We start from the raw sequence: 26,347 nt of genomic DNA, 5'->3' as shown, positions 1-26,347 counted from the left end.
AGCAAGACGCTAAAGACGAGCGGACCGCTTGTCACCCGAGTTTCGCCGCCCTGCCCGAAACGCCTGTACCAGCGGTAATTCCCGCTATCGGGGGAGTCCGAAGTGCGACTCGCGGCCGACGTGCCGAGGGCCTGCCCGCCCGTACGGTCGCAGCAATACAGACCGAATCGGTCCGTCCCTTGTCAAGGAGGATCTGTGCTTTCCGCTTACGCTTCGGCCCTCCGGACTCCGGACCTACGGCGGAAGATCCTCTTCACCCTGGGCATACTCGCCCTGTTCCGATTCGGTGCGCTCCTCCCGTCGCCAGGTGTCGACTACAAGGCGGTCCGCGCCTGCCTGCACGTCGTCTCCGATGGCAGGTCCGCCGGCATCTACCAGCTCATCGACCTTTTCTCGGGCGGCGCGATGCTGCAACTCTCGGTATTCGCAATAGGTTTCGTGCCCTACATCACGGCCGGAATCATCGTGCAGATGCTGACCGTGGTGATCCCGCGCTTCGACGAGCTGCGCAAGGAAGGCCAGTCCGGTCAGGCGAAACTCACGCAATACACCCGGTATCTCGCCATCGCCTTGGCGGTACTGCAGGCCTCCGCCTTGGTGGCGCTGGCCGCGCGCAGGCAGTTGCTGCGCGGATGCCAGACCGACATACTCACGGACAGATCGTTCTTCGGCATGCTGGTCATCGTGGCGGTGCTGACCGCGGGCGCCGCACTGGTCATGTGGTTCGGCGAGCTGATGACCGACCGCGGCATCGGCAACGGCATGTCGCTGCTGATCCTGGCCGGTATCGCCGCGCGAATCCCGGCCCAGGGCAAGGCGATTCTGGACAGCGAGGGCGGACTGCTGTTCGCCGCGATCTGCGCCGCGGTCCTGCTCACGCTGGTGGGAGTGATCTTCGTCGAGCAGGGGCAACGCCGCATTCCGGTGCAGTACGCGAAACGCGTGGTCGGCCGGAAGATGTACGGCGGTTCCTCGACGTATCTGCCGTTGAAGGTGAACCAGGCGGGTGTCATCCCGGTCATCTTCGCGTCCTCGCTGCTGTACCTGCCGAACCTGTTGGCGCAGTTGACACAGCAGAACACGGGCAATCCGGCGAAATGGCAGGAGCTGATCCAGAAATACCTGGTCAACCCCGGCAACCCCGTCTATGTCGGGACATACGTCGCGTTGATCCTGTTCTTCACCTACTTCTACGTCGCGATCACCTTCAACCCGGAGGAACGCGCGGACGAGATGCGGAAATTCGGCGGCTTCATCCCCGGCTACCGCCCCGGCAGACCGACCGCCGACTACCTGAACTTCGTCCTCAGCCGCATCACCCTGCCCGGCTCCATCTACCTCGGCGCCGTCGCGGTGATACCGAACCTGCTGCTGCACTTCGGCGCCGCCGGTCCCGCACAGACCCTCACCTTCGGCGGCACCTCGCTGCTGATCGTGTCCAGCGTCGGCCTCGACACCGTCAAACAGCTCGAGAGCCAACTCATGAACAAGAACTACGCGGGATTCCTGCGCTGACCGGCTCCCTCCATCGGGGGAGCCCCGGATACACCCGATTGCCTATATACGCGGACGGATCTTGAATCTACGGTCTGACAATATGGCCACGACCACGTCCACCCGCACGCTGCTCCGGGTGGTGTCATCGCTGCTGCTCGCGATCACCGCCACCATGCTGTCGGTCGGCTACGCGCAAGCCGAGACCACGGTCGCCGGCCGGGACAGCGTCCTGCGAGCCGCACAGCAGTCGACGATCTCGGTCCTGCTCGCCAACGATCACCTCGTCTTCCGCTCGGGCATGCGCGCCGTGATCGGCGCCCAGCCCGACATCCATTGCGTCGCGGAAGCTCCCGATGTCTGCACGGCCATCAGCGAAATGCGGCGATTACGACCCGACGTCGCCATCCTCGATCTCGATATGCCCGGCCTCGACGACCCCGCCGCCATCGCCTCGGTCGCGGCGCTCGCCGACACCACCCGCATTCTCACCCTGGCCACCGGCGAAACCGAGCAAAACCTCTACCGTGCACTACGACTCGGCACCAGCGGCTTCCTCACCAAAGCCCTGCCCTCCCAGGACCTGATCGCCGCCATCCGCACCGTGGCCCGCGGCGACGCGCTGATCGACCCGCGCCTGACCCGCAACCTGGTCTCCCGGCTGTCCTACGGCATCGAACCGTTCCCCGCCGCACCGGAAGTCGAGACCCTCACCACCCGCGAACACCAGGTCCTCCTGCTGATGGCCAAGGCGTACACCAACCCCGAGATAGCCCGCGCGCTCGGCGTCGGCGAGCAGACGATCAAGACCCACGTCTCGAATGTCCTCGCCAAACTCGGTGTCCGCGATCGCGTCCAGGCCGTCGTCTACGCCCACACCCGCCGCGTCGTGCCCCTCGAAGTGGGATGACCGGCAACGGCTTTCGTCAGGTGGGCCGATAGCGCGCCTTGATGTGGAAACGTTCCCCCTGCGGGCCCAGGATGCTGAGGAATTCGGCCGGCCGGTCGTCCGCATTGCCGAACCAATGCGGCAGGTGGGTGTCGAATTCGGCGACCTCGCCGGCGCTCAGGATCAGTTCCCGCTCACCGAGCACCACCCGCAGCCGTCCGTCGAGCACGCAGAGCCAGTGATATCCCTCGTGTGAGCGCGGATCCGGCTCGAGATCGTTCGGCCCGGCCGGGAGGATGTGCCGGAAGGCTTGCAGCCCACCGGGTCTGCCCGAAAGCGGGACGATGATCATGCCGTTGCGATTGATCGGGCGCGGATACACGCGCGGATCACCGCTGGCCGGGGCGTCGACGAGTTCGTCCAGGGGCACCTGATAGGTCTTGGCCAGCCGCAGCAGCATTTCCAAACCCGGTTTGCGGAGGCCCGACTCCAGCCGTGACAGCGTGCTGATGGGAATCCCGGTGGCGGCCGAGACCTCGGCCAGCGATGTGTTCCGGCGGCGGCGCAGCTCGCGCAACCGCGGGCCGATCGCATTGAGTACCGCCTCGAACTCGTCGCTCATCCCGCCATTTTGCCGTTTCGGCAAAGAACTTTGTCAAGTCGCCGCCGGTCGAGGCAGGTTGGCGGGATGGACGCACAATTCTGGGATGAGCGGTATGCCACCCGCGATCAGTTGTTCAGCGGCAATGTCAATGGGGTGCTGGTCAGCGAGGCGGCCGACCTGCCACCGGGGCAGGCCCTGGATATCGGGTGCGGTGAAGGCGCGGATGCGCGGTGGCTGGCCGGGCGGGGGTGGCAGGTTACCGCGATCGATATCTCCGAGGTCGCGTTGCGGCGGGCCGCGGCGGCCGGCGGGGATGGTCGGGTGGCGTGGATGCGGGCCGATCTGACTGTCACTCCGCCGCCCGCCGGTGCGTTCGATCTGGTTTCGGCGCTGTACTTTCCGTTGCCACGGCAGCGTGATCATCGGGCATTGCGTGGATTGCTCGCTGCCGTGGCGCGGGGCGGAACGTTGCTCTTCGCCGGGCACGATCTCGCCGATCTCGTTGCGCACCATGGCGGTGACTTCGATCCGGGGGACTTCTATCTGCCCGGTGAGGTCGGCGCGTTGCTCGGTGAGGAGTGGACCATCGTGGTCGATGAGACTCGCCCGCGTGTCGATCCCGCCCCGGCGGGCACCGGGCACGCCCACGATGTCGTCCTCCGGGCGCAGCGCGGGCGATGAGTCACTCGTCGCGCGGCGTCAGGCGGGTGCCGCGGCGGAGGGTGACCGACATCAGGTCGGTGGGCTTGTCGAGTTCGATTCGGTGCCAGCGGTTCTGCGGGACGATGTAGGCCTCGCCGGGGCCGATGGAAACCGAATCCTCCTCGGCGCCGGGCGTTTCCGGGCGCAGGTACATGCGGATCCCGCCGGTGAGGACGGCGACGAGTTCCTGTCCGTGCGGGTGGATCTCCCAATGATCACCGTGCGCATCGGCATCGGTTTCCACGTGGAAGGTGGCCATGGTCCAGCCGTCGATATCGCCGCTCATGCGGCGCTGTTCGTCGAATACCTGGCCGTCGGGGAGCATGCGCACGCCGCGAGAGAACAGGTCGATGGGGGTCAGTTGCATGACGTTCCTCCATGTAGAGACTTTCTATACATGTATAAAAAGTTAGTCCACGCGAGTGCCCGCTGTCGAGAGTCCATGCCAAGATGGTGCGGTGGAAACCCGTACCGGACGGCCGCCACGCCTGTCGCGCGCGCAGATCGCGGCCACGGCGCGCGAGCTCATCGAGACCCACGGTGTGCAGGCGCTGACCATGCGCCGGCTCGCCACCGAGCTCGGCGCCACCCCGATGGCGGTGTACCACCACGTTCGCAACAAGGACGAACTGCTGCTCCTGGTCCTCGACGAAGCGGCCGCCGGCATGCAACGACCCGAACTGCCCGGCGACCCGGGGGAACGATTGGTCATCGCCGCACGCGCCATGCACGACTCGCTCGCGCAGGTCCCGTGGATCGTCGAGGTGCTGACCTCCGACGACCTGTTATCGCCTGCCGCACTGTGGTATCCGGAGACCATGATCGAGGCCGCCATGGCGGGCGGCCTCGGCCTCGACGAGGCGGTGCACGCCTACCGGAAGATCTGGTACTACACCGTCGGCGAGATCCTCGTGCACGCGTCGGCGGCACGGCGGCGAACAGTGAATGCCGACAAGACCTTTCGTGAACGGATCTTCGAGAATGTCGATGCCGCGCAGTTCCCGCGACTGGCCGAGGCCGGGGATCGCTGGGCGGAACTCACCGCCATGGACACTTACGAATCCGGACTGCGCGCCCTGGTGGGCGGCCTACTGCCAACTCGGTAGCCACAGTTCGCGATTCCAGGTGGCGGGAGTAATGGGCACGCCGGTCAAAATCGGGTAGAGCCACGCGAAATTCGCGATGGCCAGGCCGAGATAGATCGATACCAGCAGCAATCCGATGCCCCGCCGTTCCGCGGACTGACCTGATCGTCCTAGCACCTGTCCGAGAGTGAGAGCGAGGGCCATCACCAGGAACGGCGCCATCACGGTGGCGTAGAAGAAGTACATCTGGCGGTCCAGGTCGGCGAACCACGGTAGCCACCCGGCGGCGTAACCGGTCAGCACGGCAATGAAACGCCAATCCCGGCGCACCACCGATTGCCACAGCGACCAGCCGAGCAACGGGAAGGCCGGCCACCAGATCACCGGCGTTCCCACCAGCATGACCGCACGCACGCAGGAGGCTTGGCCGCAGCCGGTGGTCTCCGCCGGCTTGGGGAAGTAATAGAGCGTCGGGCGCAGGCCCATCGGCCAGGTCCACGGCTTGGACTCCCACGGATGGTGGTAGCCGTTTGTATTGGTCAGCTGGACATGGAAATCCAGCATTGCGCCGTGATAGAACCACAGCGATCGCAGCGCGTCCGGCACCCACGAGAACCAGCCGCCGGGCCCGACGTGCACCCCGACCTCGTAGCGGTCCACCGCGGTCTCATCGGCGAACCACCCGGCGTAGCTCGCCAAATAAATTGTGAGAGAGATGAACACGAGCGCGTACACCGCGGGCGCCAGGTCGCGTACCACCGTGCCGAGCCAGGGCTGCCGCACACCGTAGGCCCGCCGCGCGGCGATATCGAAGCCCAGACTCAGCACCAGGAAGAAGATCACGAAATACAGCCCGGACCATTTGGTTCCACAGGCCAGGCCGAGCAGCACGCCCGCACCGAAGCGCCACCACCGCACGCCGAGTCGCGGCCCGAAGCGGTGCGAGCGGGTGCGTCCGGCCGCATCGGCCCGGGCCATCCGCTCCCGCATCTGATCGCGGTCCACGATCAGGCAGCCGAATGCGGCTGTGACGAACAGGGTCTGGAAGATATCGAGCAGTCCGATGCGCGAGTTCACGAAGGTGACGCCGTCGGCGAGCATCAGAATTCCGGCAATGGCGCCGATCAGGGTCGAGCGGGCCATGCGCCGCACGATCCGGATCACCAGCAGCACGAGCAGTGTGCCCGCGACCGCGGCGGAGAACCGCCAGCCCAGCGGCGTGTACCCGAAGATGGCCTCCCCGCCGGTGATGAGGAGCTTGCCGACCGGTGGATGCACCACCAGCGCGTACCCGGGGTTGTCCTCGATGCCGCGGCCGCCGCTCAGCATCTGCCAGGCCTGATCGGCGTAGTACTTCTCGTCGAACATCGGCGTGCCGCCGTCGGTCGGATAGTTCAGGCGGGCGAATCGCAGTATCCCCGCGAGCAGGGTCAGGGCGATCGTGACCAGCCAGCCCCGCGCGGTGTCGCTCGGCTGGGACTCGGGCCGGGGACGCAGCGGTGCGGGCGCGACCATGGCTCGTAGCGACTCCTCGCTGCCGACCGGTCCTCCCATGTACCGACCCTATGCGTGGCCGGTCCCGCAACTCAAGATCGAGTTACCGGGCGGTGCATGTCAATTGGGCCGGGTGGCCGGTGGGGTGGCCCCGGCGACGATCTCCTGGAGTGCGGCGATATGCCCGTGGAAGGCCGCGCGGCCGGTACTCGTCAGCTGGGCGCGCACCTTGCGCCGGCTGCCGTCGAGGCGGCGTTCGGTGGTGACGTAGCCGGCCTCCTCTAGTGTGGTGAGCTGCTTGGACAGGGCCGAATCCGAGAGTCCCAGCCGCTCTTTGAGAAAGGCGAATTCCGCCCAGTCGGCTGCCGCCAGGGTCGCCACCAGTGACAGCCGGGTACTGGGATGGATCAGCTCGTCGAAACGCGCCTCGGTCATGCGTGCACCCAATGCCGCAGGGTGCGCAGCATTTCCGGCCCGCCGAAGCCGATGATCGCCGCGATCAGCACCGCCGCCCAGATGGTGGGGTGGTGCGCACCGTCGGCGTTCAGGGCCAGCGCCGCACCGACGGTGAGCGCGACCAGGCCGAGCAGCATGCCGATGACCACTATCGGTGTCCGCCGCCCGGCGACGGCCGCACTGACCTGTAGCCGGTCCGTACGCCGACGTCCATCGAGGAGCCGCGAGGCGACTGTCGAGTGGCCGATACCGAAGGCCACGGTCGCGGCGATCGTCAGCCATTGCGGTCCGAGTTCACCGATCGCGCCCAGGGCGAGCCATCCGCCCGCCATTCCCCACCAGTACCAGCGGGGCAGTCCCACCTCCTCCGCTACTTGCTGCCTGGCCCTTTCCGCCGCGTCCAGTGCGGCGCGGGCCTGATCCGGGGCAACGTTGTCCATGACAACTCCTTACTTTCCTACCTGGAAAGTAAGAGTCCCACTTTCCTATCAGGAAAGTCAATGGCCGCCGAGACCCGGTTCACTCGAGTGGCTCGCAGCCCTCTCCGCTAGCCTGACGTTGTGTCTATAGCTGAGCTGGTCGCGGCCAGAGTGCCGAAGCGGCTGCTGACGGTGCTCGTGCGGAATGCGGAACTGCTGAAGTTCCTCACCGTCGGCGCCATTGCCTTCGTCACCACATCGGTCCTGTTCTTCGGGCTGAAGTGGACCGTGCTGCAGGGGAAGCCGGTGACCGCGAACGTCATCGCGGTCCTGCTGGCCACCGTGCTGTCCTACGTGCTCAACCGCGAGTGGGCCTTCACCGAGCGCGGCGGCCGGCAGCCCCGGCACGAGGCGGCGCTGTTCTTCGTGGTGGCCGGCGTCGGCCTGGTGATCAACCAGCTACCCCTGGCGGTCTCGCGCTACGCACTCGACCTGCAGACCCCGCATGTGTCGATGCTGGCCGAAAACGTCGCCGACTTCATCAGCGCGACCCTCATCGGCACCCTGCTCGCCACCGGCTTCCGCTGGTGGGCGATGCGCAAGTTCGTCTTCCCGCATGCCGTGAAACCTGCTGCGGCAGAGGATGAGACGCCGATCCACCAGCAGTAGCATGCCGCCGGTGGATCGGAGCGGGCGTCAGTCTATGTCGTCGATCCGCAAATCATGCGGATGCGGGGCGCCCGTACCGGTTTCGACCAGTGACTTGAGGCTCATCAGGTACACCCCCCATTTGGTGCTGCAGTGGTGCATGAACTCCACCGGCTCGCGCCAGCCCTGATGGGTGAACAGGACGATCGCGTAGTCGTCCTTCTGGTCGAGGACCCAGTCCACATGGGTGCCGACCCATTCCTCGGGTCCGTCCACGACCTCCCACAGCACCCGCTTGCCCGGATCGAGTTCGCGCACCTGCATATCGAATCCGCCTGCCGCGAAACGGAATCGGAGCTCGTCGCCGACTTCTCCGCCCGCACCCTCGGTGTCCTTCGTCCACCAGTCGGCCAGTCCCTTGTTGGTGGTCAAGGCCGAATAGACCTCGGCCACAGGCGCTTTGACGCCGATCCGGTGCAGGATGTCTACCATGTCTTCTCTTCTTTCTGCCGCTGAATTGCCTCGGCGATCCGCTTGATGCGCCGGAGCCTGGCATCCCACGCCGCCCCCACCGTGGAGAGCTGCGCGACCGCGCGGGCAAGTTGTGCCTCGTCCACCCGGTACCTCCGTTCCCGCCCCGCGGGCGTGGCGTGCACCAGGCCCACACGGTCGAGCACGCCGAGATGTTTCGCGATGGCCTGCCGGGTCACCGGCAGCTGCTCACTGAGGCTGGTGGCCGTGCCATCGCCGGTCGCCAAGAGCAGGTCGAGCATTCGCCGTCGGGTCGGATCCCCGACCGCGGACCACAGATCGTCATCGACGACAGCGGTCATCGGGTCGACACCAGCCGCGTGACGTACTCCCCGAGTAGGGGCACGTACTTGTTCCAGCCGGAAGCGTGATCGTTGTACTGCTCCTCCAATTTCGCGACCTCCCAGCCCATTTCGCGGAAGCCGGTCTCCGTGAGCCGGATCCTCGTGCCGGTGCCGGAGGGAATGAGCTCGAAGGTGACCAGCAGCGAATGTCCGGCTCCGCCCTCCGCCTCCTCCGAGCACCAGCGGAAGGAGAACTGCCGGGGCGGATCGGCGTCCACCACGGTCATCGGGACGACCTGCTCGCCATTGCCCCAGATCAGGTGGCCGCTCGCGCCGGGAGTCGCCTCGAAGGCGGCATCGTCGCTCCACCACTCCGAGATGTGCTCGGGCTTGCTGACCACTTCGAAGACGACCTCGGGCGAGGCGTCCACGTATATCTCCCGCTCGATGCTTCCGTACTCCATGCTCTCGACCCTTTCCGGATACGCAACCTTTTGTTGCACATCACGGTAGCCGACCGAGCGCGGTTGCGCAACCATCGGTTGCGAATGGGGCAAACCGGGCGGCGACCCCGCAAATCCGTTCGGAAAAGGCGCCTTTGGCCCCTTCCGCCCCGCCGATGTGCGTGCAAAGGTAGTCCGCATCAGTGCGGAGCAGGGGCGCGGAGGTTCGACCGATGATGTACGTGGTGTGGGTGCTCCTACCCTGCGCCGCCGTGGTCTCCTTTGCCGGCGGCCATCTGTGGCGCTACCGCCGCGACCGGTTCCGCGGTCCGCGCTACGGCCCGTACGCCGATACCGCCCAGCGACTGGGCGCACTCTCGTTCCGCATCGGCGTCCCGGTGCTCTTCGTGGCGCGCATCGCCGAAGTGCTCGCCTCCGGCCCGCATTCCCGCCCCGGCGGCCATATCGGGCCCTTCCTCATCACCCTGCAGGTCATCGCGATCCCGCTGGCCGTGGCCGGCGCGGCCGTGCTGCTGATCCCGCCGCTGATCGCCGCCGACGCGCACGCCCGGGTCAGCCCGCTGGATCGCATCACGCTGCCGGTCCTGATCGCCGCCCTGCTGTCGTCGATCCTGGTCAGCTTCGATCCCCACTCCACCGATCACGGATACCTCGCGGCCGAAACGCTTTTCACCTGGGTCCGCTCGCTCGTCACCCTGCACCCCGATGCCGCGGTCATGCAGCACGCGCCGGCCATGTATCAGGCGCGCGGCCTGATCGTCATGCTGCTGGTCGCCATCTGGCCCTACACCCGGCTGGCCGGCGTCTTCACCGTCCCCACCGCCCGGCTGCTCCGGAAGCTCGCGCGCACAGGCGTTTTCCGGCGCCAACCCGTCCTGGGCGCACCGGATCCCGCCTAGGAGCTCGCGAGGACGCCCGGATGTGCCGGGTTCAGGGCACCCAGATGTACCAGTCGACGAACGGGCCCTGGACCGGCCAGGTATCGGCCATGATCTTGGCCGGTCCCATGCCCACCCAGAGATCCAGCGTCACCGTATCGCCGGGCGCGGCATCGGTGTACACGTACACATTCTGGTGTTGCGCCCCCGCCGAACCCACCCAGCCGAACGACACGGTGTTACCGCACGGTCCCCGCTGATACCCCAGCGGAGTCACATGCGCGAGCACGTGGCCCGGCATGCCCGGCGTGGCCTCCATGGAGATACCGATCATCCCGGTGCAGAAATTCGCATCACCGAAGGTGAACAGCGTGGTCCCGAACGGCGAGAACTGCGGCAGCGGATCCGCTTGCGCCGGAGCCGTTTCCATTCCGCACGTCAGGGCGCCGATCGCCGCGGCCGTCACGATCGCCGCGGCCGTTCGCCGCACCCTCATCAGCGCTGTCCTTCCCGCTTGACGGGAGTCGTTCCACTTCTCAGGGTATCGAAACAGCCGGGTTCGGGCGAGACCTCGATCGTGGCCTCGATAATGCTGAGGTGCAACACCCTTCGCTGCCCACCGTGACCGAAGACCGGCTGACCGATACCAGCCGCGTCGAAACCTTCAGCGATGGCGTCATGGCCATCGCCATCACCCTGCTGGTCCTCGAGATCCACCTCCCCGACACCAATGGCGGGAATCTGCTCCGGCAACTGGGCGCGCTGTGGCCCTCCTATCTCGCCTACGCCGGTTCGTTTCTCACCGTCGGCGTGATCTGGCTGTGCCACCATCGATTCTTCGACCGCATCCGGCGCATGGACGGGCTGCTGCACTCCGGCAACCTGCTGCTGTTGCTGACCGTGGCCTTCCTGCCGTTCCCCACCACCGTGCTGGCCCACCACCTCGAGGACGGCGGCTGGAACGCCCGCGTCGCCACCGCCTTCTACGGTGTGATCGCCTCCGTGCAGACGGTGGCCTGGTACGTGATGTGGCTGGCGCTGCGCCGCAATCCGGCACTGTTCCAGCCGGGCCACGACACCGATTACGCGCGCCGCGAAAGTCGCCAGGCCATCGTGGGTTTCGTGCTCTTCGATCTGATCGCGGTCCTGGGGCTGGTGGTGCCGGCCGTGGCGTTGGTGCTGTACGTGATCGCCATCCTCGCCTACGGCATCGGCTACGAGCGCATCCGGGCGCGCATCCTCGCCCGGTAGGGTGCGGTCGTGGCGAAGATCGCGTTTCTCGGAGCAGGCCGGATGGGGTCGGGTATGGCGGCACGGCTGGTGTCCGCCGGACATCGAGTGACCGTGTACAACCGATCAGCGGAAAAGGCAGCGCAGCTGGTGGCGTCCGGCGCCGTCTATGCGCCGACGCCCCGGGCAGCGGTGCGGGACGCGGAGGCGATCTTCGCGATGGTCGCCGACGACACCGCCTCACGCAGTGTCTGGCTGGGCGAGCACGGCGCGCTCTCCGGCGAACCCGCCCCGGGCGCGTTCGCTATCGAATGCTCCACCCTGTCCCGGCCGTGGCTGCTGGAACTGGCGAAACAGGCCGATACGCAAGGACTTCGATTCCTCGACAGCCCGGTGACCGGACTGCCCGACGCGGCGGCCGCGGGTGAGCTGGTCCTCTTCGTGGGCGCGGCCGCCGAGTGTCTGGATGCCGCGCGCCCACTGCTGCGGCCGCTGTGCACCGATATCGTGCATTTCGGTGACGTCGGCGCGGGTACCGCCTACAAGCTGATGCAGAATCTGCTCGGTTCGGTCCAGATCGCCGCCACCGCAGAGGCTTTGCGTACCGCCGAACTCGCGGGCCTCGACCTCGCGACCGTCGTCGACACCCTCTCGCGCGGCGGCGCGGCCAGCCCCACCGTGGTCCGTCTCGGCCGGCTCATGCTCGAGGGTGTCCACGACCGTGATATCGCGTTCACCGCCGCGCTGCGCTTGAAGGACACCCGCATCGGTGTCGAGCAAGCCGCAGCCCTCGCCGCTCCGGCGCAGCTCGGCCATGCCGCCCTCGGTCACTTCCGGCAGCTGGTCGACGCCGGTCACGGGGACCTGAACGAGAGCAAGATCATCGACCTGCTGCGGGAGTGAACCGGGCGGTCAGCCGAGCGCCGCGCCGAAGCGGGATTCGAAGGCGGCGCGGTTGGCGGACACGGGGTTTCGATCCCAGACGGCGAAGACCACTCGCCGGAAGGCCGCACCGTGGTCACGCAGGGCCAGGTCGAAGGCCGCCGCGACTTCGGCCGGATCATTGCGGAACACGCCGCAACCCCAAGCGCCCAGCACGAGTTCGCGAATCCCGTGCCGCGCGGCCACCGCGAGCACCCGGTCGGCGCGGGCGATGAGCACCTCGCGCACATCGATCGGCTCGGCAGACTGCAAGGCCAGCTGACCGGCATTGGGCGCGGGGGACGTCAGGAACGAGATCGGAATCGCCTGTGGCGCAAGCGCACCGCGGTCGTCACGGATCACCGGGACGGCGGGGGAGTAGATGACGCGGTGGCTGTAGCGCAGATCCCGGGACGCGCGGTGGGCCGCGTAGTAGTCGGGGGCGCGCAGCAGGCAACGGTAGAGCAGGGCGCTGCGGCACAGATCCTCCTCTTGTGCGCGCGCTCCACGCAGATAGCCGCCACCGGGATTGCGGGCCGAGGCGAAATTCAGCACGCCGACCGCGCGCCCGCCCTCGTCGTAGCACCGCCGCGCGGCCTGCATGCTGCCTTCGCCGGTCACCTCGAAGCCACCCGCGAAAGGTCCACGCGGGCCGCCGGAGACGTCATCCGCGGGCGCATAGGAGACGGTGCCCGCGCAGGCCGCCGCGAGCGCGGCGCCGATGTCCACGCTCGTACCGTCGGGTGCGCGGTAGCCGCCCGCGTCGGCTATGCGCTCGTTCTCGTCGGCGATCTGCCTTGGGCTGGTACTCATTTCAGCGACCATACGGAGGTCCGGCCGCGCAGTCACGCGAATTTTAGTCCTCTGCACTAATTCTTGTCCGGGGCCTTGCCGCGGCTGTCGGTGCCGGCACCTACTATGTCGCAATGACCAGTGCCCAGCGGCTACGGATCGTCCCCTCGCAATTCGTGGTGGAGCACCTGCCGAATTCCACCTTCCCGGAGGACGACGAGTGGATCGCCCTGGTGCGAGCGCCGGAGGGGCTCACCGTGATTCGCGAGGCGCCGGCCTGGATCGAAGGCGAACTGTGGAAGGGGTTCTACAGCGCGAGCCCGAGCTCCCCGAACGCGACGGGTCAGCTTGCCGCGGTCGTCGGCCCGCTGGCCGCGGCGGCCATTCCGGTGTTCGTGGCGTCCACCTATCACGCCGATCTTGTGCTGGTGCCGAGTCATCGCCTCGAGGAGGCGAGTGACGCGCTCCGCGACGCCGGACATCGCATCGCGGAGTAGGGGACGCTGTATCGCGGAGTAGGGGATACCGCAGCGCGGATCGGGTAACCCACCCATCGCCTGTCTTAAGGGTTGCGAAACGCCGGGACAATTCGGGACTTTTGTCAGGTTGCGGCGTGTACACCCTCGATGGACGATAGTACTGTCTACGTACGTAGAACGTATTAGCGGTCCGGTGCCGGCCGGACCGTGAAATGAGGGAGTGGTCAACCATGAGCGCGAAAGGCTTCGGAGATCTGGAAGCGGTCGTCATCGAACGGATCTGGGACCGTGGTGACAAGACGACCGTCCGCGAGGTGTACGACGAACTCGCCACCGAGCGGGAAATCGCCTACACCACCGTCATGTCCACCATGGACAACCTGCACCGCAAGGGCTGGCTGGAACGCGAACGCGCGGGCAAGGCATACCGCTACTGGCCCAAGCTCTCCCGCGAGGAGTACAGCGCGCATCTCATGCGCGAGGCCCTGGGCAGCGGCGGCCGCTCCGATCTGGTCCTGGCCCACTTCGTCGAGCAGATGAGCGCCGAGGAATCCGAGGGCCTACGCGCCGCCCTCCGCAAACTGGCCCGCGTCAAGCGCGCATAGCCGCCACGGCCGAACGGCCGCCATTCCGCTGGTTTCTGCCGGACCCGCCGGAATCGTGGCCCCGTGCACTCGTCAGTGCTGGTTGTCGAATATCGGGTCGCCGATGACGAAACCGACGGCGGCGGCGACCACCGCGGCCAGCGGAACCAGGGTGGCGGTGGTCGCCGCCGCGGTCAGGGTCAACCGGGCGCGCGCCCGAACCGGCATGGTCGCCGGTTTGGCGAGCCGGGCGACCCGCGCGGTGAGGGCGACCTCGGCCGTGCCCCGCTGCGGAGCGGACTCCCCGGTTATGCCCGAGAGCGCGAGCAGCGCCTGTAGGACGGTGTCGCGCCCGTGCGCGCGGGCCGCGGCATCGTCGGCGACCATTTCGAGCAGCCAGGCGACCTCGGCCGCGCCGAGCGTGAACAGGTTGATGCGCGGCATGACGGTGGCCAGTCCGCGGGTGAGCCCGAGCAGCAGGTGATGGCGGCCGGCCAGATGCGCGCGCTCATGGCTGAGCACCGCCTCCAGATGCTGCTCGTCCAGCGCGGCCAGCACACCCCGGCTCACCACGACCGTATGTGGTTTACCCGCAACGCAATACGCGGCCGGCTGGTCGACCTCGAGAATCACCGCATCCAATCCGGGATGATGCCGCCCCGCTATCCGCGCCATCCGCCCGTGTTCGAGCGTGACCCGCCGCGCCCGCAGCAAGGTCCGGCACAGGCGAATCGCCACGACTGTCATTGCCAGCCCGACCAATCCGGTGAGCAGCCAGAGCCCGATCTGCACGCCCGCGCCGTAGCTGCCGATCCACGCATCGTGCAGATGCCACAGGCAGCTGTTGACGAACCGCTCCGGCACACTCGAGATCTGATGCGTCAGCAGGTCCACGACCAGAATGACCAGCGCCGCAACCCAGGCCAGCACGGTGGTCGCGATCGCCGACATCCAGGCCGCCAGCGCGAAATGCGGCGCCGCGCCGCTGTGACCCACCAGGCACAACAACCGCGGTGCGAGCACGGCCACCGCGAACCCGTACAGCAGCAAACACGCCGCGACGCTCATCCCGCCGCTCTCTCGACTGTCCCCTGCAACAGCGCTCCTCTCGGTCCGGCAGAGTCTATGTGCGAAAACTGAGGGGATCCTTACCGTGCGCTCTCATCGCCGGCGCCCCACAGCCGCTCCGCCAGCTCGCGACTCCGCGCCCGGAACTCCGCAGGCTGCTCGATTGTGAACTGCGCGCCGGTCAGCGCGATATTGAGAATGAGCCACTCGAACGAATCCACCCGGGTGACGACCCGGCACCGGGTGGCCGTGAGCGCTTCGATCTCACAATCTTGGAACCGGAGCGCATCGCTCACCGCCGCCGCGGCCGCCTCGACCGTGACCACCGCCCGATGCCGGGGCGCGGTGATGCCCTCCCGCAAATATTCGGCGGCCGAACGGGCGGGCAGCGGGCGTGGCGCGAAAGGCGCTGCGGTGGTGGCGATTCCGCTCATCCGGTCCAGCCGGAACGAGCGCCAGTCCGCGCGTTCGATGTCCCAGGCCAGTAGATACCAGCGCAGATGCAGGTGCACCTGACGATACGGCTCCACGCGGCGACGTGAGATCCGGCCCGTGCGCCCGATGTAGCCGAAGGTCACCAGTTCGTGCCGCGCCGCCGCCAGCCCGAGTACCGCCAGCGCCTCCGGATCCACCGCCGGTGCGGACTGCGGCGCGGCCTCCACGGTCACACGCAGCGCAGTCACCCTGGGGCGCAGGCGTTTCGGCAGGAACTGGTCGATCTTGCCGAAGGCGCGGTCGGCGGCCGCAGCGATGCCGGAGTGGCCGTCCCGCTCCGGCGGACCGGCCGAGCCCAGCAAGGCCAGTCCAACCAAGGTGGCCACGGCCTCATCGTCATCGAGCACCAGCGGCGGCAAGGTGCGGCCCGCGGCGAGCTGGTAGAAGCCGCTCGGGCCGGGCTGGGTCGTGACGGGATACCCGTACTCGTGCAGGCGCTCCACATCGCGGCGCAGCGTGCGCGGGCTCACCTCCAGCCGCGCGGCCAGCTCCCCGCCCGCGAACCGTCGTCCGGTCTGCAGCTGGGCCAGCAGTTCGAGCATCCGGCGAGTGACATCGGGCATACACCGATCATGCGCCGAAATGCGGTCAGGATCCGGCCACATCTGCACCTACCGTCGCGAATATGACCACCGAACCCTCCCGGCCCCGCGTCATCCGTATCCGCGCCGCGCGGACCAATAACCTGCGCGGCATCGATATCGACGTACCGCGCAACAGCCTCGTGGTGTTCGCCGGAGTGTCCGGATCCGGCAAGTCCTCCCTGGTATTCGACACCATCGCCGCCGAGGCCGGTTATCAAGTGAACGAGTCCTACCCGCCGTTCGTGCGCAATCGGCTACCCCGGTGGACCCGCCCGGACGTGGACGCCATCGACGGACTCTCGCCGGTCGTGGTGATCGACCAGAAACGACTGGGCGGCAATGCCCGCTCCACCGTCGGCACCGGCACGGACGCCTATACCTACCTGCGCCTGCTGTTTTCGCGAAGCAGCGAACCGTATGTCGGTGAGTCGAACCATTTCTCGTTCAACGACCCCGCCGGGATGTGCCCGGGGTGCGCCGGGCTGGGCGAGACCATTGCCACCGACCCGGACCGGCTGCTCGATCCGGACAGATCATTGGAGCAGGGTGCGATCCTGCTGCCCGGATTCGGCGCGGACCAGTACTGGTATCGGCAGTACGCGGAGATCGGGTCGTTCGATCCGAAGACACCGCTGCGTGAATGGCCCGACGGCGATCGGCGCGCACTGCTGTATGGCGGAGAAGCACTGCAGCACTTGAAGGTTCGTCCCCCATCGGATTACGAGAGCGTGATCGAACGCTTCGAGCGCGTGTACCTGCACACCGCCGACGCCCCCTCCGAGCGCAAACAGGCGGTGCTGGCACGATTCACCCGCACCCGGCCCTGCGCGGACTGCGGCGGTGAACGGTTGAACCCGGCCGCGCGATCCGCGACCGTGCTCGGCCGTACCATCGGCGAACTGAGCCGCATGGAGATCGGCGAACTCACCGAATTCCTTGCCGCGGTGACCGATCCGCACACTGCGCCCGTCGTGCAGGCATTGCGGGAAAAGCTCACCGCCCTCACCGGAATCGGCCTCGGCTACCTGTCACTGGCCCGGCCGGCCACCACGCTGTCGGGCGGGGAATCCCAGCGCATCAAGACCGTGCGGCACCTGGGCAGCAGCCTCACCGAGCTGCTCTACGTCTTCGATGAACCGACCGTGGGATTGCATCCGCACGATGTGCGGGCCATGACGGAACTGCTGAAGCAGTTGCGGGACAAGGGGAACACCGTGTTGGTGGTGGAACACGATCCCGACGTCATGCGCATCGCCGATCGAATCGTGGAGATCGGGCCGGGCGCCGGGGCCGCGGGTGGCACGGTGGTCTTCGAGGGGAGTTTCGGCGAACTGCGGACCGCCGATACCCGCACCGGTAGGGCACTCCGGCACCGCCGGAGTATCGGGCGACCACGACCCACGACCGGAAAGCTGCGGGTGGACAATGCCACCCGCAACAATCTCGGCGGCCTCGGTGTCGATATCCCCACCGGTGTGCTGACGGTCGTCACCGGTGTGGCGGGGGCCGGGAAGTCCAGTCTCGTAGCCGAACTCGTGGAGCAGCACCCGGCAGTGCTGGTGGATCAGCGCCCGGTCACCACCAATCGCCGTTCGACGCCGATCACCTATACCGGCATCGCCACGGCCGTCCGTAAACTCTTCGCCGATCGGAACGGCGTGGCGCCGGCCCTCTTCAGCGCCAATTCCGTCGGCGGTTGCCCGGCCTGCCGCGGTCTGGGTGTCGTCTACACCGACCTGGCGTTCATGGACGGGCACGAGGTCGTCTGCGAAACCTGCAAGGGGAGGCGCTATACCGAGGTGGCGCTCGGCTACACCGTGGACGGGCTGTCCATCGCGGATATCGAGGACCTCTCCGTGGATCAAGCGGCGCAACGCCTTCGGACGCCCGGTATCGCGCGTGCCCTGCGTCAGCTCTCGGCGGTCGGGCTCGGGTATCTGCGCCTCGGTCAGTCGCTGACGACGCTTTCCGGCGGTGAGTGCCAGCGGTTGAAGATCGCCAAGGAACTCGCGTCCCGCACCGGTGACACCCTCTATGTCCTCGACGAACCTACCACCGGTCTGCATCTGTCGGATATCGATACATTGCTCGAGGTGCTCTCCCGGCTGGTGGAGAAGGGCAATACCCTCGTCGTCATAGAGCATCACCTCGAGGTCATCCGCCGCGCCGATTGGGTGATCGATCTGGGGCCCGGTCCCGGTCGCTATGGTGGCCGGATTCTATTCGAGGGCCTGCCAGGGGATTTGGCGCGCCGTGCGGACTCGCCGACGGGCCGGGCGTTGGCGGCGGAGTAGGAATCGGCGAAAGCGTTTGCTGATGTGCGCATCGTCCGGTATTACTATCTACGTACGTAGACCGTAGAAGAGCTTGTGCCGCCTGTCGTCGGCACGGGGGCGCCCACCGGACGGGCGTCGATGCGGCGCGGATGGGCATGGAGCCTCCCCGTTTTCCGGGCCCATCCGCACCTCGTCGCACCGGTCCGCGCGCATCAATCCATGGCGAGGAGTTTGTCCGCGGCCGATTCGATGCGAGCCTCGTCCAGCAGCACCGTGGACGCGGCCGGGCCGAGCGGAACGAAACTGTCCTCACTGGTGACCCGTGCGATACGGCCGTCGAATCCGGCGTCGAGCAGCGCGGCGCACACCGCCTCGGAAACGCCTCCGCTGCGGCGGGTTTCGTCGGCGATGAGCACCCGGCCGGTGGCGCGGGCATTGTCGAGCAGATCGTCCAGCGGCAGTGGCGCCAGCCAGCGCAGGTCCAGCACCCGCGCATGCACGCCGCGGGCGGCCAGCCGCCGCGCCACCCGCAGGCTCATGGGCACGCCATTGGCGAAACTCACGATCGTCAGATGCGAACCGGTGCCGTCCACGCGGGCACGGCCGATCTCGGCGTGCCGGAGCCCGGACACCGGCGCCAGCCAGGCTCCATCGCCGGGCCGATACAGGTCGCGCGTGTGATACAGCGCGATCGGCTCGAGGAACGCGCACACCCGCCCGTCCACCCGCGCCGCCGAAACGCAGGTGCGCAGCATGGCGGCGGCATCATCGGCGCGCGCCGGGGCGGCGATCACCAGACCCGGGATATCCCGCAGTGCCGCAATGGAATTGTCATTGTGGAAGTGGCCGCCGAAGCCCTTCTGATAGGCGAAGCCCGCGATCCGCACCACCAGCGGATTGTGATACTGCCCGGCGGAGAAGAAGGACAGCGTCGCGGCCTCGCCGCGCAGCTGGTCCTCGGCATTGTGGACATAGGCCAGGTATTGGATCTCCGGGATGGGCACGAATCCGGCCAGCCCCGCACCCAATGCGGTGCCCAGCACGCTCTGCTCGTCCAGCAGGGTGTCGAAGACCCGGCGCATGCCGAACCGCTGCTGCAAGCCCTTGGTGACGCCGTACACGCCACCCTTGCGGCCGACATCCTCACCGAACACCAGGACATCGTCGTCCCGGGCCAGCAGTTGCGTGAGCGTGTGATTCACGGCCTGCGCCAAGGTCATCGGAGTCCCGGTGTCACCGGTCGCGTCGTCCGCGGCGGGGGAGCGCCCTGGCTGGGGTGCGGTCGTATCGCGCAGCGCGTCGGTGCGGACGACGGTGGGGCGGGACGGCGCCAGCGGCGCGGTGACCGCGGCGGCGGAGGTGAGTTTGGGTTCGCTCCACACCATTTCGGCGGCGGCGGTGACCCGTGCGCCCGCCTCGTCGTACCGTTCGATCACCTCGGCGGGCGTGGCGATGCCCGCGGTGACCAGGAATTCGCCGGTCCGCGTGACCGGATCGCGGCGCAGGTCCGCCGCCAGGTCGGCGGGCTTGCGGTAGGCCGCCTCCAGATCCGAGCCCGCATGGCCGAGCAGTCGCACCGTGCGCAGGCGCAGGAACGCCGGTCTGCGATGTGCGCGTACCCATTCCGCCGCGGCGGTCGCGGTCGCGGCGGCGTCGAGCAGGTCCGCGCCGTCGGCGGCGAAGTACCGCAGTCCGGGCCGCGATCCGTAAGCGTGCTCGATCCAGGTGCTCGGCGTGGGGACGCTGATGCCGATCCCGTTGTCCTCGCATACGAACAGGATCGGTACGGGAACGCCCTGGTGCGCGGTGTGCACGGCGGTATTGATGGCCCCGGCGGCGGTGGAGTGATTGGCGGAGGCATCGCCGAAGCTGCACACCACCACGGCGTCCTCGGGGTAGTCGCACGGCACCCGGAGCTGGGCGGCGCGCTCGAGGGCGAAGGCCAGTCCCACCGCGCGCGGCAGATGGGAGGCGATGGTGGAGGTCTGCGGGATCACATTGGCGGGCCGGCTGCCGAAAACCTTGTGCCGCCCACCGGAAATCGGGTCGGCGACCGCCGCGGCGACGCCCAGCAGCACATCCCGGATCGGGTCCAGGCCGGGCACCTGCCGGGCGCGCTGCACGAAGAAGGCCCCCGAACGGTAATGCAGCAGCGCCGGATCGGTCACTCGCAGCGCGGCGGCGACGGCCGCATTGCCCTCGTGCCCGGAGGAGCCGATGCTGTAGTACCCGCGCCCCTCCCGGGTCAGCCGTCTGGCCGCCAGGTCGAGATGCCGGGAGGTGATCTGCGCGTCGAAGAGTTCGAGGCATTGCGCGCCGGTGCGGGTGGCGCCCGGTGCGGCCGGTTCATCTTGTGCGCGAACGGGACCCGGCTTCGCGGCGGCTACTTCCGCCCGGAACCACTGATCCAGTTCGGCTTCCCGCTCGTTGATATGCCCCACCTCTCCCCGGTGTGTGTTCATATGCCGCGTGCGCCGGGTTCAGCCTAGATGTGAAACGGAGGCTTCCGTGGCAACTCCACACCTACGGACCTGACGTCGCGTGTTGCGCCATCCATGATCGACGCGGCCCGGGGAGTCGGCAACGGTTCGGCGATTATTCGGCGGCCACCGCACGCCGACCGGCGAGGACCGCGGCCGGGAGTGGGCGAGCTGCGCCGATGGGCGCGCGCGGAGGTCGCGCGCGCCCCTCGGCCTCAGATGCCGTGCGCGCGGTCGCCGAGAACCTGCTCGGTGACCTCGGCTTCCACTGCCGCCGAAAATAATTCGCGGTGCGCGGCGACCGCGCGCTCGGTCTCCTCGGTGACCAGCTCGAAATTGATCTGGGCGCCGGCCATGGCGCCCGCCGCGGCGGCCGCTCCGACCTGCGCCGACAGATCGGTGACATTGCCCGCCACCCACACGCCGGGCACCTCCGTGCGGCCCATCGGATCGGCCGGAAGGTATTCGCCTGCGCCACTGGGATGTTCGGCCGGTCGCAGGCCCAGCGGGGCGAGGAACGCGGCCCGGGCGACCATGCGGGTCGGGGCGACCAGCACCGCACGCGCGACGCGGGTGCCATCGGCCAGGCGCACGCCGACGATGCGATCGTCGGCGGTCTCGACGGACTCCACCAGACCGGGAATCATCCGGATGCCCCGCGCCGCAAGCTGTTCGGACTGCTCGGGCGTGAGTGTCACGGTGTGGGTGAACAGCGTGACATCCGAGGTCCACTGCCGCCACAGCAGTGCGCCGTGCACCGCCATCGGGCCGCTGCCGATTATGCCGATGGCCCGATCGCGCACCTCCCAGCCGTGGCAGTAGGGGCAGTGCACGACGTCCCGGCCCCAGCGTTCGCGCAGGCCCGCGACCTCGGGTAGCTCGTCGACCAGGCCGGTCGTCACCAGCAGGCGGCGCGCCCGCACGGTCCGGCCGTCGGACAGGGTCACGGTGAACTCGTCGCCGGTGCGTTCGGCCGATACCACCTCACCGGTCGTCAGTTCGCCGCCGTAGGAGGTCACCTCCTCGCGGCCGCGGGTGAGCAGTTCGATCGGCGACATGCCCTCGCGGGCGAGCAGTCCGTGCACGCCGTCGGCCGGTGCATTGCGGGGTGCGCCCGCATCGATCACCAGCACCGAGCGCCGGGCCCGCGCGAGCATCAGCGCACCGTTCAAACCCGCGGCCCCGCCGCCGATCACCACCACGTCATAGTTGTCGGTCATCTCGACCACCTCCTTCGCGACCGACCATGCCCGCGGACCGGCAAAGCTGGCAAGATTCTTTGCCGATCCGGCAAAATGGCTGCATGGAGGATCTCGATCGAGCCTTGGACGCGGTCGGCCCGCGCTTGCGTACCCTGCGTCAGCAGCGCAAGACCACCCTCGCGGAACTGTCCGCGACCACCGGCATCTCGGTGAGCACCCTGTCGCGGCTGGAATCCGGCGCGCGACGCCCGACTCTCGAACAACTACTGCCGCTGGCCCGCGCGCACGGCGTCACCCTCGACGAACTGGTCGACGCCCCGGCCACCGGCGATCCGCGCATCCATCTGCGCCCGGTCGCCGCCAACGGCATGACCATGGTGCCGCTCACCCGCCGGGCCGGCGGCATTCAAGCCTTCAAGATCGTCATCCCGCCCGACGGCCGCCGCCGCGAACCCGATCCGCGGACGCACGAGGGCTACGAATGGCTCTACGTCCTCAACGGCCGCCTGCGGGTCGTACTGGGCGACCACGATCTGATCCTCATGCCCGGTGAGGCCGCCGAATTCGATACGCACGTCCCGCACTGGTTCGGCAGTGCCGACGAACATCCCGTCGAATTCCTCAGCCTGTTCGGCAAACAGGGCGAGCGCGCCCATATGCGCGTGCGCCCCAAGGGGAAATCGAAGACCGACTGAGAGCGGCAGGCGCTCAATGAGTTTCGGCGTGGTGCGGGTGGAACTGCGGGTCGCCCTCCTTGGCGCGGCTGATCGCCACCAGGTTGTCGTAATCGACCGCCACGCCGCGCAGCAGCGCGTGCACCGCCTGCTCGACCTCGTCATCGGAGGTCGCGGCGTGCCCGAAGAGGGCGCGGTAGTGCACCAGTGAGGCCAGCAGGTCCAGCATGAGTTCGCGGCTGGTCTCCGCGCGCAGATCACCGCGCGCGATGGCGGTGTCCAGCACCTGGGCGACCGCCGCGCGGGGCGGCTGGAACAGGGTGGCCATGAACGTTTCCCGCAGCGCGGGATCGGTATTGCAGTCGGCGAGCAGCGCCGCCAGCGCATCCGGCGGAATCCGCCGAAACACATTGAGCTGCAATTTGATCGCATCAGCCAGATCGCAGATCGTGCAGCCGGTGTCCGGGGCGGGAATATCGCCCAGCCGCGCCCCGAGCGCGTCCAGCACCAACGCCGCCAGGCTCGGCCACCGCCGATAGACCGCCGGCTTATTGGTGCCCGCCTGCCTGGCGATCGCCTCGATGGCCAACCCGCGATACCCGACCTCCCCCAGCGCGGCCAACGCGGCTTCCTGCACCGCGGAGTCGATCCCGGTGTCGCGAGGTCGTCCAGCGCGCGTCTTGCCAGCTGCCATGCGCCTACTCTAGCGTATTGGTTACGTTACGGACCGTAATGAAAGTGGTGACAGCATGACTTCGACCCCGGACGTGTCCACCCAGACCCCGGACCTACACGGCGCCGGACCCGCGCCGGCGCGGGGCGTCAACCCTGCGGCCGGAGGTGTCACGGCTGATGGGGGAGCAAATCCCGCCGCGCACCTCGGGGCCACCCCGGCCACGGATCGCGCCGAGGCCACCGAGTCCGGCGCTGCCACCGAGTCCGGCGCTGCCGCGGAATCTGCGTCAGGCTCCGAAGTGGCGCTGACGGCCGATCCCGCCGCCGGCTGGGGTGCGCTGTTCGGCCGGCACGGTGCGATCGCCGCGACTCTCGCCGGTGGCGTCGGACTGCACGCCGTCAATGTGTACTTGGCGACGACCGTGTTGCCCTCGGTGGTTTCCGATATCGGTGGTGAGCGGCTCTATGTCTGGGCGACAACGATTTTCGTCGTGGCTTCGGTACTCGGATCGGCCGCTGCTGCCGCGCTGCTGGCTCGTACCGGGCCGCGGTGGGCCTATCGATGGTCGGCGCTGATCTTGGTGGCGGGCAGTGTCATCTGCGCGGTGGCGCCCACCATGGCGGTGTTGCTGGCCGGGCGGGCATTGCAGGGTTTGGGCGGGGGATTGTTGTTCGCGCTGTGCTATTCGATCGTTCGCGTGGTGCTCGACGAGGTGTTGTGGGCGCGGGCCATGGGGCTGGTTTCGGCCATGTGGGGGATCGCGACCCTGATCGGGCCGGCGCTGGGCGGGGTGTGGGCGCAGCTCGACTATTGGCGGGGCGCGTTCTGGATGCTGGTGCCGATGCTGTTCTTCTTCGTCACCTGGGGTGCGGGCCGGTTGCCGGGCCGTACGGAAGAACGTTCCGTCAGCAGGATTCCGTGGATCTCGGTGGGTCTGCTGGCAGCGGCCGCACTGGTGATCTCGGCGGCGAGCGTGGCGGATTCGCTGATCGTGAATGTGCTCGGCATTGTCGCCGCGTTCGCGGTGCTGGTCGGGTGGCTGCGTTATGAGCGGACCGCCTCGGTGCGGGTGCTGCCGGCGGCGGCCTTCGCCGCGCGGGGGCGCTTGCCGCTGGTGTATCTGCTCATGTCGGTGCTGATCATCGCGTCGAGTGTCGAGGTGTTCGTGCCCTACTTCGGTCAGCATCTCGACGGGTTGGGTCCGCTGGAGGCGGGTTATCTCGGTGCGGCGCTGGCCGCCGGCTGGACCGCCGGTTCACTGATGTTCAGTGGTGTGACGGATCGCCGGGCGGCCGTCATCGGGTATGCGCCGCTGCTCTCGGTGCTGGGGCTGGTGATTCTGGTCTTCGCCGGTCCCATTGCGTCACAGTCGGTCTCGGTCGTCATGGTGGTGGCGCTGGGTCTGGTGCTGCTCGGCTGCGGGATCGGTGCGGTGTACCCGCACCTGCTGACCGATGTGCTGCGCCTGGCCGGGGATCGTGATCAGGACCTGGCGGGCGCCTCGGCGACCACCGTGCAGCTGACCGCGACCGCGTTCGGTTCGGCGCTGGCGGGAACGATCGCCAATCTGGGCAGCTTCTCCGACCCGGCCCATACGGCGAGCGCCGCGCGCTGGCTGTACCTGATCTTCCTGGTCCCGGCCGTGCTGGCGGTGCCGCTGGCCCGCCTGGTCCGGCGCTGATTTGACATGACGATGTTTCTACATATAGGTTCGGCTGTCAGCACCTCGCTAGGCGAGGCTCCTGTACGAACACAGGCCACTGATCCGACGACGTCGAGAGACGCCCAGGGTTAGGACAGATCGCCCCGGATTAAGGCGCGATCCGAAGTGGCTTCCGCGCTCCGCGGATACGTCGTACAGTGCCGAAGCTCTGACGAGAGGGGTGCCCGCAGTACCGGAGGCGGTGCTGCTCGTTTCCCCTCTTCCGGTGCTGCGCAACAGTACTGACGTTCGCATACGTCTCGACGGCAAGGAGGTGAGGGACGAATGAGTTCCGGCGATAGTCCGTATCCGAGTCCGGTTCGAAAACCCAGTTCGTACCCGGCTCGCCGTCAGGTGAACGCCGCCCATTTCTGAAGCCCGGCACATACGCCGCGTTGTACCGAGCAACCGGCTCGGAGATCTCTTGGGCTGCACCCTTTTCCGGTGAGCCGGCCAGTAAAGCAACAGGAGCTTGTCATGGCCTTCTTCAACTTCAACCGCACCCCGATGACCGTTCTCTCCGTCCTCGGCGGCCGCAACACCCTGACCGAGCAGGAGCGCGCCAACCTGCGCGCCACCCGCCCGCGCGGGGCCGTCTACACCGCCTCCCTCGGCGGCCACGCCCGCATCGCGTAATCCCTTGCGGCACGGCATCACACGGGCCAGGCGCTCTGCTTCGTCAACTCGATGACGAGCGCGGCGATATTCCACGCATCATCGCCGCCACGATGATGGGTTCCCTCCAGAGGTAACCCCGTCATCCGCAGAGCGCCTGCCATCCCGTACCGATGCTTCGTACCCCGCGCAGCGGAGAAAACCGCCTTGGCATTGATGTGCCGCTGCCCGAACGGATACCGTACATCCGTTGCGCCGCACTGCTGTTCGAACTGCTTGCGGTCATAATCACCCCAGCTCGCCCAGCCTCGCGAATCGGCCCGGTACTCCGTGCGCAACAGCTCGCACGCCGCGTCGAAGGAGATACCCGACGCCACCTGCTCCGGCGTGAGAGTCGTGAGCCGCGTACAGAATTCGCTGACCGTGGAACGCTCGGGCCGGACCAGAATGCTCGCCTTCTCGACGCGCTCCAACCGTTCCATATCGATTACGCACAAACCGATTTCGATGATCTCGCTCGGCATGCCGGGCGGATTCTTGCCCTCCCAGCAGGTGGCCTCCACATCCACCACATTCAGGAAACGTTCGTTCATGTCGCCGGACGGTACCGGTCCGGTACCG

Annotated in this window: 30 protein-coding genes and 1 riboswitch; of the genes, 14 read left to right on the top strand and 16 right to left on the bottom strand. The window is 67.8% G+C overall.

The features are described 5' to 3' along the window. Positions 1-195 precede the first annotated feature (195 nt). The gene (gene secY, locus ACIP5Y_RS29580; protein ID WP_400354963.1) at positions 196-1,515 is read left to right on the top strand and encodes a preprotein translocase subunit SecY; all 1,320 of its coding nucleotides are present in this window, start codon (positions 196-198) and stop codon (positions 1,513-1,515) included. An 82-nt stretch (positions 1,516-1,597) separates the two neighbouring features. Continuing rightward, the gene (locus ACIP5Y_RS29575; protein WP_400354961.1) at positions 1,598-2,404 is read left to right on the top strand and encodes a LuxR C-terminal-related transcriptional regulator; all 807 of its coding nucleotides are present in this window, start codon (positions 1,598-1,600) and stop codon (positions 2,402-2,404) included. 16 nt (positions 2,405-2,420) lie between these two features. Here ACIP5Y_RS29575 and ACIP5Y_RS29570 read toward each other — a convergent pair whose 3' ends face one another. Further along, positions 2,421-3,005 (bottom strand): XRE family transcriptional regulator, encoded by a 585-nt coding sequence (locus ACIP5Y_RS29570; RefSeq protein WP_400354959.1) that lies wholly within the window; start codon positions 3,003-3,005, stop codon positions 2,421-2,423. Between the two features lie 66 nt (positions 3,006-3,071). Here ACIP5Y_RS29570 and ACIP5Y_RS29565 point away from each other — a divergent pair, with 66 nt between their 5' ends. Further along, entirely contained in the window at positions 3,072-3,668 is a 597-nt protein-coding gene (locus tag ACIP5Y_RS29565) for a class I SAM-dependent methyltransferase (RefSeq protein WP_400354958.1), read from the top strand. 1 nt (position 3,669) lies between these two features. Here ACIP5Y_RS29565 and ACIP5Y_RS29560 read toward each other — a convergent pair whose 3' ends face one another. Then, positions 3,670-4,056, bottom strand: a complete 387-nt coding sequence (locus tag ACIP5Y_RS29560; protein ID WP_400354956.1) for a cupin — start codon at positions 4,054-4,056, stop codon at positions 3,670-3,672. Positions 4,057-4,147: 91 nt separating this feature from the next. Between ACIP5Y_RS29560 and ACIP5Y_RS29555 the strand changes: the two genes are divergently transcribed. Then, entirely contained in the window at positions 4,148-4,795 is a 648-nt protein-coding gene (locus ACIP5Y_RS29555; protein ID WP_400354954.1) for a TetR/AcrR family transcriptional regulator, read from the top strand. Here ACIP5Y_RS29555 and ACIP5Y_RS29550 read toward each other — a convergent pair. From ACIP5Y_RS29550 to ACIP5Y_RS29540, 3 genes are all read right to left on the bottom strand, one after another. Further along, on the bottom strand, positions 4,778-6,289 hold the full coding sequence (locus ACIP5Y_RS29550; protein ID WP_400355853.1) for a dolichyl-phosphate-mannose--protein mannosyltransferase: 1,512 nt from the start codon (positions 6,287-6,289) through the stop codon (positions 4,778-4,780). The genes ACIP5Y_RS29555 and ACIP5Y_RS29550 overlap by 18 nt on opposite strands. 99 nt (positions 6,290-6,388) lie before the next feature. Next, positions 6,389-6,703, bottom strand: coding sequence for a transcriptional regulator (locus ACIP5Y_RS29545; protein ID WP_400354952.1), 315 nt, complete (start codon positions 6,701-6,703; stop codon positions 6,389-6,391). Next, a complete protein-coding gene (locus ACIP5Y_RS29540) occupies positions 6,700-7,164 on the bottom strand; it encodes a hypothetical protein (protein ID WP_400354951.1) in 465 nt (154 codons plus the stop codon). The genes ACIP5Y_RS29545 and ACIP5Y_RS29540 overlap by 4 nt, the downstream gene beginning before the upstream one ends. Before the next feature lie 120 nt (positions 7,165-7,284). Here ACIP5Y_RS29540 and ACIP5Y_RS29535 point away from each other — a divergent pair, with 120 nt between their 5' ends. After that, positions 7,285-7,812 carry a GtrA family protein gene (locus ACIP5Y_RS29535; RefSeq protein ID WP_400354950.1) on the top strand — a complete coding sequence of 176 codons (528 nt, stop codon included), beginning with the start codon at positions 7,285-7,287 and terminating at the stop codon, positions 7,810-7,812. Positions 7,813-7,839: 27 nt separating this feature from the next. Here the strand turns inward: ACIP5Y_RS29535 and ACIP5Y_RS29530 are convergent, their stop codons facing one another. From ACIP5Y_RS29530 to ACIP5Y_RS29520, 3 genes are read right to left on the bottom strand one after another with little or no spacing between them, the layout of a single operon-like run. Beyond that, a complete protein-coding gene (locus tag ACIP5Y_RS29530; protein ID WP_400354948.1) occupies positions 7,840-8,283 on the bottom strand; it encodes an SRPBCC domain-containing protein in 444 nt (147 codons plus the stop codon). Beyond that, the gene (locus tag ACIP5Y_RS29525) at positions 8,277-8,624 is read right to left on the bottom strand and encodes an ArsR/SmtB family transcription factor (protein ID WP_400354946.1); all 348 of its coding nucleotides are present in this window, start codon (positions 8,622-8,624) and stop codon (positions 8,277-8,279) included. The genes ACIP5Y_RS29530 and ACIP5Y_RS29525 overlap by 7 nt, the downstream gene beginning before the upstream one ends. After that, entirely contained in the window at positions 8,621-9,070 is a 450-nt protein-coding gene (locus ACIP5Y_RS29520) for an SRPBCC domain-containing protein (protein ID WP_400354944.1), read from the bottom strand. The genes ACIP5Y_RS29525 and ACIP5Y_RS29520 overlap by 4 nt, the downstream gene beginning before the upstream one ends. A gap of 212 nt (positions 9,071-9,282) precedes the next feature. On the opposite strand from ACIP5Y_RS29520, the gene ACIP5Y_RS29515 reads away from it, so the two are divergent. Further along, positions 9,283-9,969 carry a respiratory nitrate reductase subunit gamma gene (locus ACIP5Y_RS29515; protein WP_400354942.1) on the top strand — a complete coding sequence of 229 codons (687 nt, stop codon included), beginning with the start codon at positions 9,283-9,285 and terminating at the stop codon, positions 9,967-9,969. A gap of 31 nt (positions 9,970-10,000) precedes the next feature. Here ACIP5Y_RS29515 and ACIP5Y_RS29510 read toward each other — a convergent pair whose 3' ends face one another. Then, complete coding sequence (locus ACIP5Y_RS29510) at positions 10,001-10,444, bottom strand: hypothetical protein (protein WP_400354940.1); 444 nt, start codon at positions 10,442-10,444, stop codon at positions 10,001-10,003. Positions 10,445-10,545: 101 nt separating this feature from the next. On the opposite strand from ACIP5Y_RS29510, the gene ACIP5Y_RS29505 reads away from it, so the two are divergent. Both ACIP5Y_RS29505 and ACIP5Y_RS29500 read left to right on the top strand, forming a co-directional pair. Continuing rightward, positions 10,546-11,199, top strand: coding sequence for a TMEM175 family protein (locus ACIP5Y_RS29505; protein WP_400354938.1), 654 nt, complete (start codon positions 10,546-10,548; stop codon positions 11,197-11,199). Positions 11,200-11,208: 9 nt separating this feature from the next. After that, entirely contained in the window at positions 11,209-12,081 is an 873-nt protein-coding gene (locus ACIP5Y_RS29500) for an NAD(P)-dependent oxidoreductase (RefSeq protein ID WP_400354936.1), read from the top strand. 9 nt (positions 12,082-12,090) lie between these two features. Here the strand turns inward: ACIP5Y_RS29500 and ACIP5Y_RS29495 are convergent, their stop codons facing one another. Further along, positions 12,091-12,912, bottom strand: a complete 822-nt coding sequence (locus ACIP5Y_RS29495; RefSeq protein WP_400354934.1) for a TIGR02452 family protein — start codon at positions 12,910-12,912, stop codon at positions 12,091-12,093. A 113-nt stretch (positions 12,913-13,025) separates the two neighbouring features. On the opposite strand from ACIP5Y_RS29495, the gene ACIP5Y_RS29490 reads away from it, so the two are divergent. Both ACIP5Y_RS29490 and ACIP5Y_RS29485 read left to right on the top strand, forming a co-directional pair. After that, a complete protein-coding gene (locus ACIP5Y_RS29490; protein WP_400354932.1) occupies positions 13,026-13,388 on the top strand; it encodes an ACT domain-containing protein in 363 nt (120 codons plus the stop codon). Positions 13,389-13,600: 212 nt separating this feature from the next. After that, positions 13,601-13,975, top strand: coding sequence for a BlaI/MecI/CopY family transcriptional regulator (locus ACIP5Y_RS29485; RefSeq protein WP_400354930.1), 375 nt, complete (start codon positions 13,601-13,603; stop codon positions 13,973-13,975). Between the two features lie 72 nt (positions 13,976-14,047). Here the strand turns inward: ACIP5Y_RS29485 and ACIP5Y_RS29480 are convergent, their stop codons facing one another. Both ACIP5Y_RS29480 and ACIP5Y_RS29475 read right to left on the bottom strand, forming a co-directional pair. Then, positions 14,048-15,022, bottom strand: a complete 975-nt coding sequence (locus tag ACIP5Y_RS29480; protein ID WP_400354929.1) for a M56 family metallopeptidase — start codon at positions 15,020-15,022, stop codon at positions 14,048-14,050. Between the two features lie 80 nt (positions 15,023-15,102). After that, positions 15,103-16,080 (bottom strand): helix-turn-helix transcriptional regulator, encoded by a 978-nt coding sequence (locus ACIP5Y_RS29475; RefSeq protein WP_400354927.1) that lies wholly within the window; start codon positions 16,078-16,080, stop codon positions 15,103-15,105. A gap of 62 nt (positions 16,081-16,142) precedes the next feature. Here ACIP5Y_RS29475 and ACIP5Y_RS29470 point away from each other — a divergent pair, with 62 nt between their 5' ends. Beyond that, positions 16,143-18,395: an ATP-binding cassette domain-containing protein gene (locus ACIP5Y_RS29470; protein WP_400354925.1), complete on the top strand. Its 2,253-nt coding sequence runs from the start codon at positions 16,143-16,145 to the stop codon at positions 18,393-18,395. Between the two features lie 194 nt (positions 18,396-18,589). On the opposite strand, the gene ACIP5Y_RS29465 is transcribed toward ACIP5Y_RS29470, so the two are convergent. Both ACIP5Y_RS29465 and ACIP5Y_RS29460 read right to left on the bottom strand, forming a co-directional pair. Then, entirely contained in the window at positions 18,590-20,818 is a 2,229-nt protein-coding gene (locus tag ACIP5Y_RS29465) for a thiamine pyrophosphate-dependent enzyme (RefSeq protein ID WP_400354923.1), read from the bottom strand. 254 nt (positions 20,819-21,072) lie between these two features. Beyond that, on the bottom strand, positions 21,073-22,077 hold the full coding sequence (locus ACIP5Y_RS29460; RefSeq protein ID WP_400354921.1) for an NAD(P)/FAD-dependent oxidoreductase: 1,005 nt from the start codon (positions 22,075-22,077) through the stop codon (positions 21,073-21,075). An 83-nt stretch (positions 22,078-22,160) separates the two neighbouring features. Here ACIP5Y_RS29460 and ACIP5Y_RS29455 point away from each other — a divergent pair, with 83 nt between their 5' ends. Next, positions 22,161-22,754, top strand: coding sequence for a helix-turn-helix domain-containing protein (locus ACIP5Y_RS29455; RefSeq protein ID WP_400354919.1), 594 nt, complete (start codon positions 22,161-22,163; stop codon positions 22,752-22,754). 13 nt (positions 22,755-22,767) lie between these two features. On the opposite strand, the gene ACIP5Y_RS29450 is transcribed toward ACIP5Y_RS29455, so the two are convergent. Continuing rightward, the gene (locus ACIP5Y_RS29450; RefSeq protein WP_400354917.1) at positions 22,768-23,427 is read right to left on the bottom strand and encodes a TetR/AcrR family transcriptional regulator; all 660 of its coding nucleotides are present in this window, start codon (positions 23,425-23,427) and stop codon (positions 22,768-22,770) included. Between the two features lie 55 nt (positions 23,428-23,482). Between ACIP5Y_RS29450 and ACIP5Y_RS29445 the strand changes: the two genes are divergently transcribed. Then, on the top strand, positions 23,483-25,090 hold the full coding sequence (locus ACIP5Y_RS29445; protein WP_400354915.1) for an MFS transporter: 1,608 nt from the start codon (positions 23,483-23,485) through the stop codon (positions 25,088-25,090). 37 nt (positions 25,091-25,127) lie between these two features. After that, positions 25,128-25,299, top strand: a riboswitch (M-box (ykoK) riboswitch). Between the two features lie 289 nt (positions 25,300-25,588). Next, complete coding sequence (locus ACIP5Y_RS29440) at positions 25,589-25,747, top strand: hypothetical protein (RefSeq protein ID WP_397001692.1); 159 nt, start codon at positions 25,589-25,591, stop codon at positions 25,745-25,747. A 17-nt stretch (positions 25,748-25,764) separates the two neighbouring features. Here the strand turns inward: ACIP5Y_RS29440 and ACIP5Y_RS29435 are convergent, their stop codons facing one another. Next, positions 25,765-26,319, bottom strand: coding sequence for an exonuclease domain-containing protein (locus ACIP5Y_RS29435; protein WP_400354913.1), 555 nt, complete (start codon positions 26,317-26,319; stop codon positions 25,765-25,767). Positions 26,320-26,347: the final 28 nt, after the last annotated feature.

The organism is Nocardia sp. NPDC088792 (assembly GCF_044750615.1).
GTDB lineage: Bacteria > Actinomycetota > Actinomycetes > Mycobacteriales > Mycobacteriaceae > Nocardia.
This window is presented reverse-complemented; position numbering and strand designations above follow the sequence as displayed.

Bases quoted from the DNA above. Each gene is read 5' to 3' on its own strand.
- ACIP5Y_RS29530 (WP_400354948.1), bottom strand. From the start codon at position 8,283: ATGGTAGACATCCTGCACCGGATCGGCGTCAAAGCGCCTGTGGCCGAG.
- ACIP5Y_RS29480 (WP_400354929.1), bottom strand. From the start codon at position 15,022: ATGAGCGTCGCGGCGTGTTTGCTGCTGTACGGGTTCGCGGTGGCCGTG.
- ACIP5Y_RS29570 (WP_400354959.1), bottom strand. From the start codon at position 3,005: ATGAGCGACGAGTTCGAGGCGGTACTCAATGCGATCGGCCCGCGGTTG.
- ACIP5Y_RS29445 (WP_400354915.1), top strand. From the start codon at position 23,483: ATGACTTCGACCCCGGACGTGTCCACCCAGACCCCGGACCTACACGGC.
- ACIP5Y_RS29520 (WP_400354944.1), bottom strand. From the start codon at position 9,070: ATGGAGTACGGAAGCATCGAGCGGGAGATATACGTGGACGCCTCGCCC.
- ACIP5Y_RS29435 (WP_400354913.1), bottom strand. From the start codon at position 26,319: ATGAACGAACGTTTCCTGAATGTGGTGGATGTGGAGGCCACCTGCTGG.
- ACIP5Y_RS29450 (WP_400354917.1), bottom strand. From the start codon at position 23,427: ATGGCAGCTGGCAAGACGCGCGCTGGACGACCTCGCGACACCGGGATC.
- ACIP5Y_RS29460 (WP_400354921.1), bottom strand. From the start codon at position 22,077: ATGACCGACAACTATGACGTGGTGGTGATCGGCGGCGGGGCCGCGGGT.
- ACIP5Y_RS29525 (WP_400354946.1), bottom strand. From the start codon at position 8,624: ATGACCGCTGTCGTCGATGACGATCTGTGGTCCGCGGTCGGGGATCCG.
- ACIP5Y_RS29490 (WP_400354932.1), top strand. From the start codon at position 13,026: ATGACCAGTGCCCAGCGGCTACGGATCGTCCCCTCGCAATTCGTGGTG.
- ACIP5Y_RS29475 (WP_400354927.1), bottom strand. From the start codon at position 16,080: ATGCCCGATGTCACTCGCCGGATGCTCGAACTGCTGGCCCAGCTGCAG.
- ACIP5Y_RS29545 (WP_400354952.1), bottom strand. From the start codon at position 6,703: ATGACCGAGGCGCGTTTCGACGAGCTGATCCATCCCAGTACCCGGCTG.
- ACIP5Y_RS29455 (WP_400354919.1), top strand. From the start codon at position 22,161: ATGGAGGATCTCGATCGAGCCTTGGACGCGGTCGGCCCGCGCTTGCGT.
- ACIP5Y_RS29510 (WP_400354940.1), bottom strand. From the start codon at position 10,444: ATGAGGGTGCGGCGAACGGCCGCGGCGATCGTGACGGCCGCGGCGATC.
- ACIP5Y_RS29560 (WP_400354956.1), bottom strand. From the start codon at position 4,056: ATGCAACTGACCCCCATCGACCTGTTCTCTCGCGGCGTGCGCATGCTC.
- ACIP5Y_RS29470 (WP_400354925.1), top strand. From the start codon at position 16,143: ATGACCACCGAACCCTCCCGGCCCCGCGTCATCCGTATCCGCGCCGCG.
- ACIP5Y_RS29485 (WP_400354930.1), top strand. From the start codon at position 13,601: ATGAGCGCGAAAGGCTTCGGAGATCTGGAAGCGGTCGTCATCGAACGG.
- ACIP5Y_RS29575 (WP_400354961.1), top strand. From the start codon at position 1,598: ATGGCCACGACCACGTCCACCCGCACGCTGCTCCGGGTGGTGTCATCG.
- ACIP5Y_RS29440 (WP_397001692.1), top strand. From the start codon at position 25,589: ATGGCCTTCTTCAACTTCAACCGCACCCCGATGACCGTTCTCTCCGTC.
- ACIP5Y_RS29540 (WP_400354951.1), bottom strand. From the start codon at position 7,164: ATGGACAACGTTGCCCCGGATCAGGCCCGCGCCGCACTGGACGCGGCG.
- ACIP5Y_RS29550 (WP_400355853.1), bottom strand. From the start codon at position 6,289: ATGGTCGCGCCCGCACCGCTGCGTCCCCGGCCCGAGTCCCAGCCGAGC.
- ACIP5Y_RS29515 (WP_400354942.1), top strand. From the start codon at position 9,283: ATGATGTACGTGGTGTGGGTGCTCCTACCCTGCGCCGCCGTGGTCTCC.
- ACIP5Y_RS29565 (WP_400354958.1), top strand. From the start codon at position 3,072: ATGGACGCACAATTCTGGGATGAGCGGTATGCCACCCGCGATCAGTTG.
- ACIP5Y_RS29495 (WP_400354934.1), bottom strand. From the start codon at position 12,912: ATGAGTACCAGCCCAAGGCAGATCGCCGACGAGAACGAGCGCATAGCC.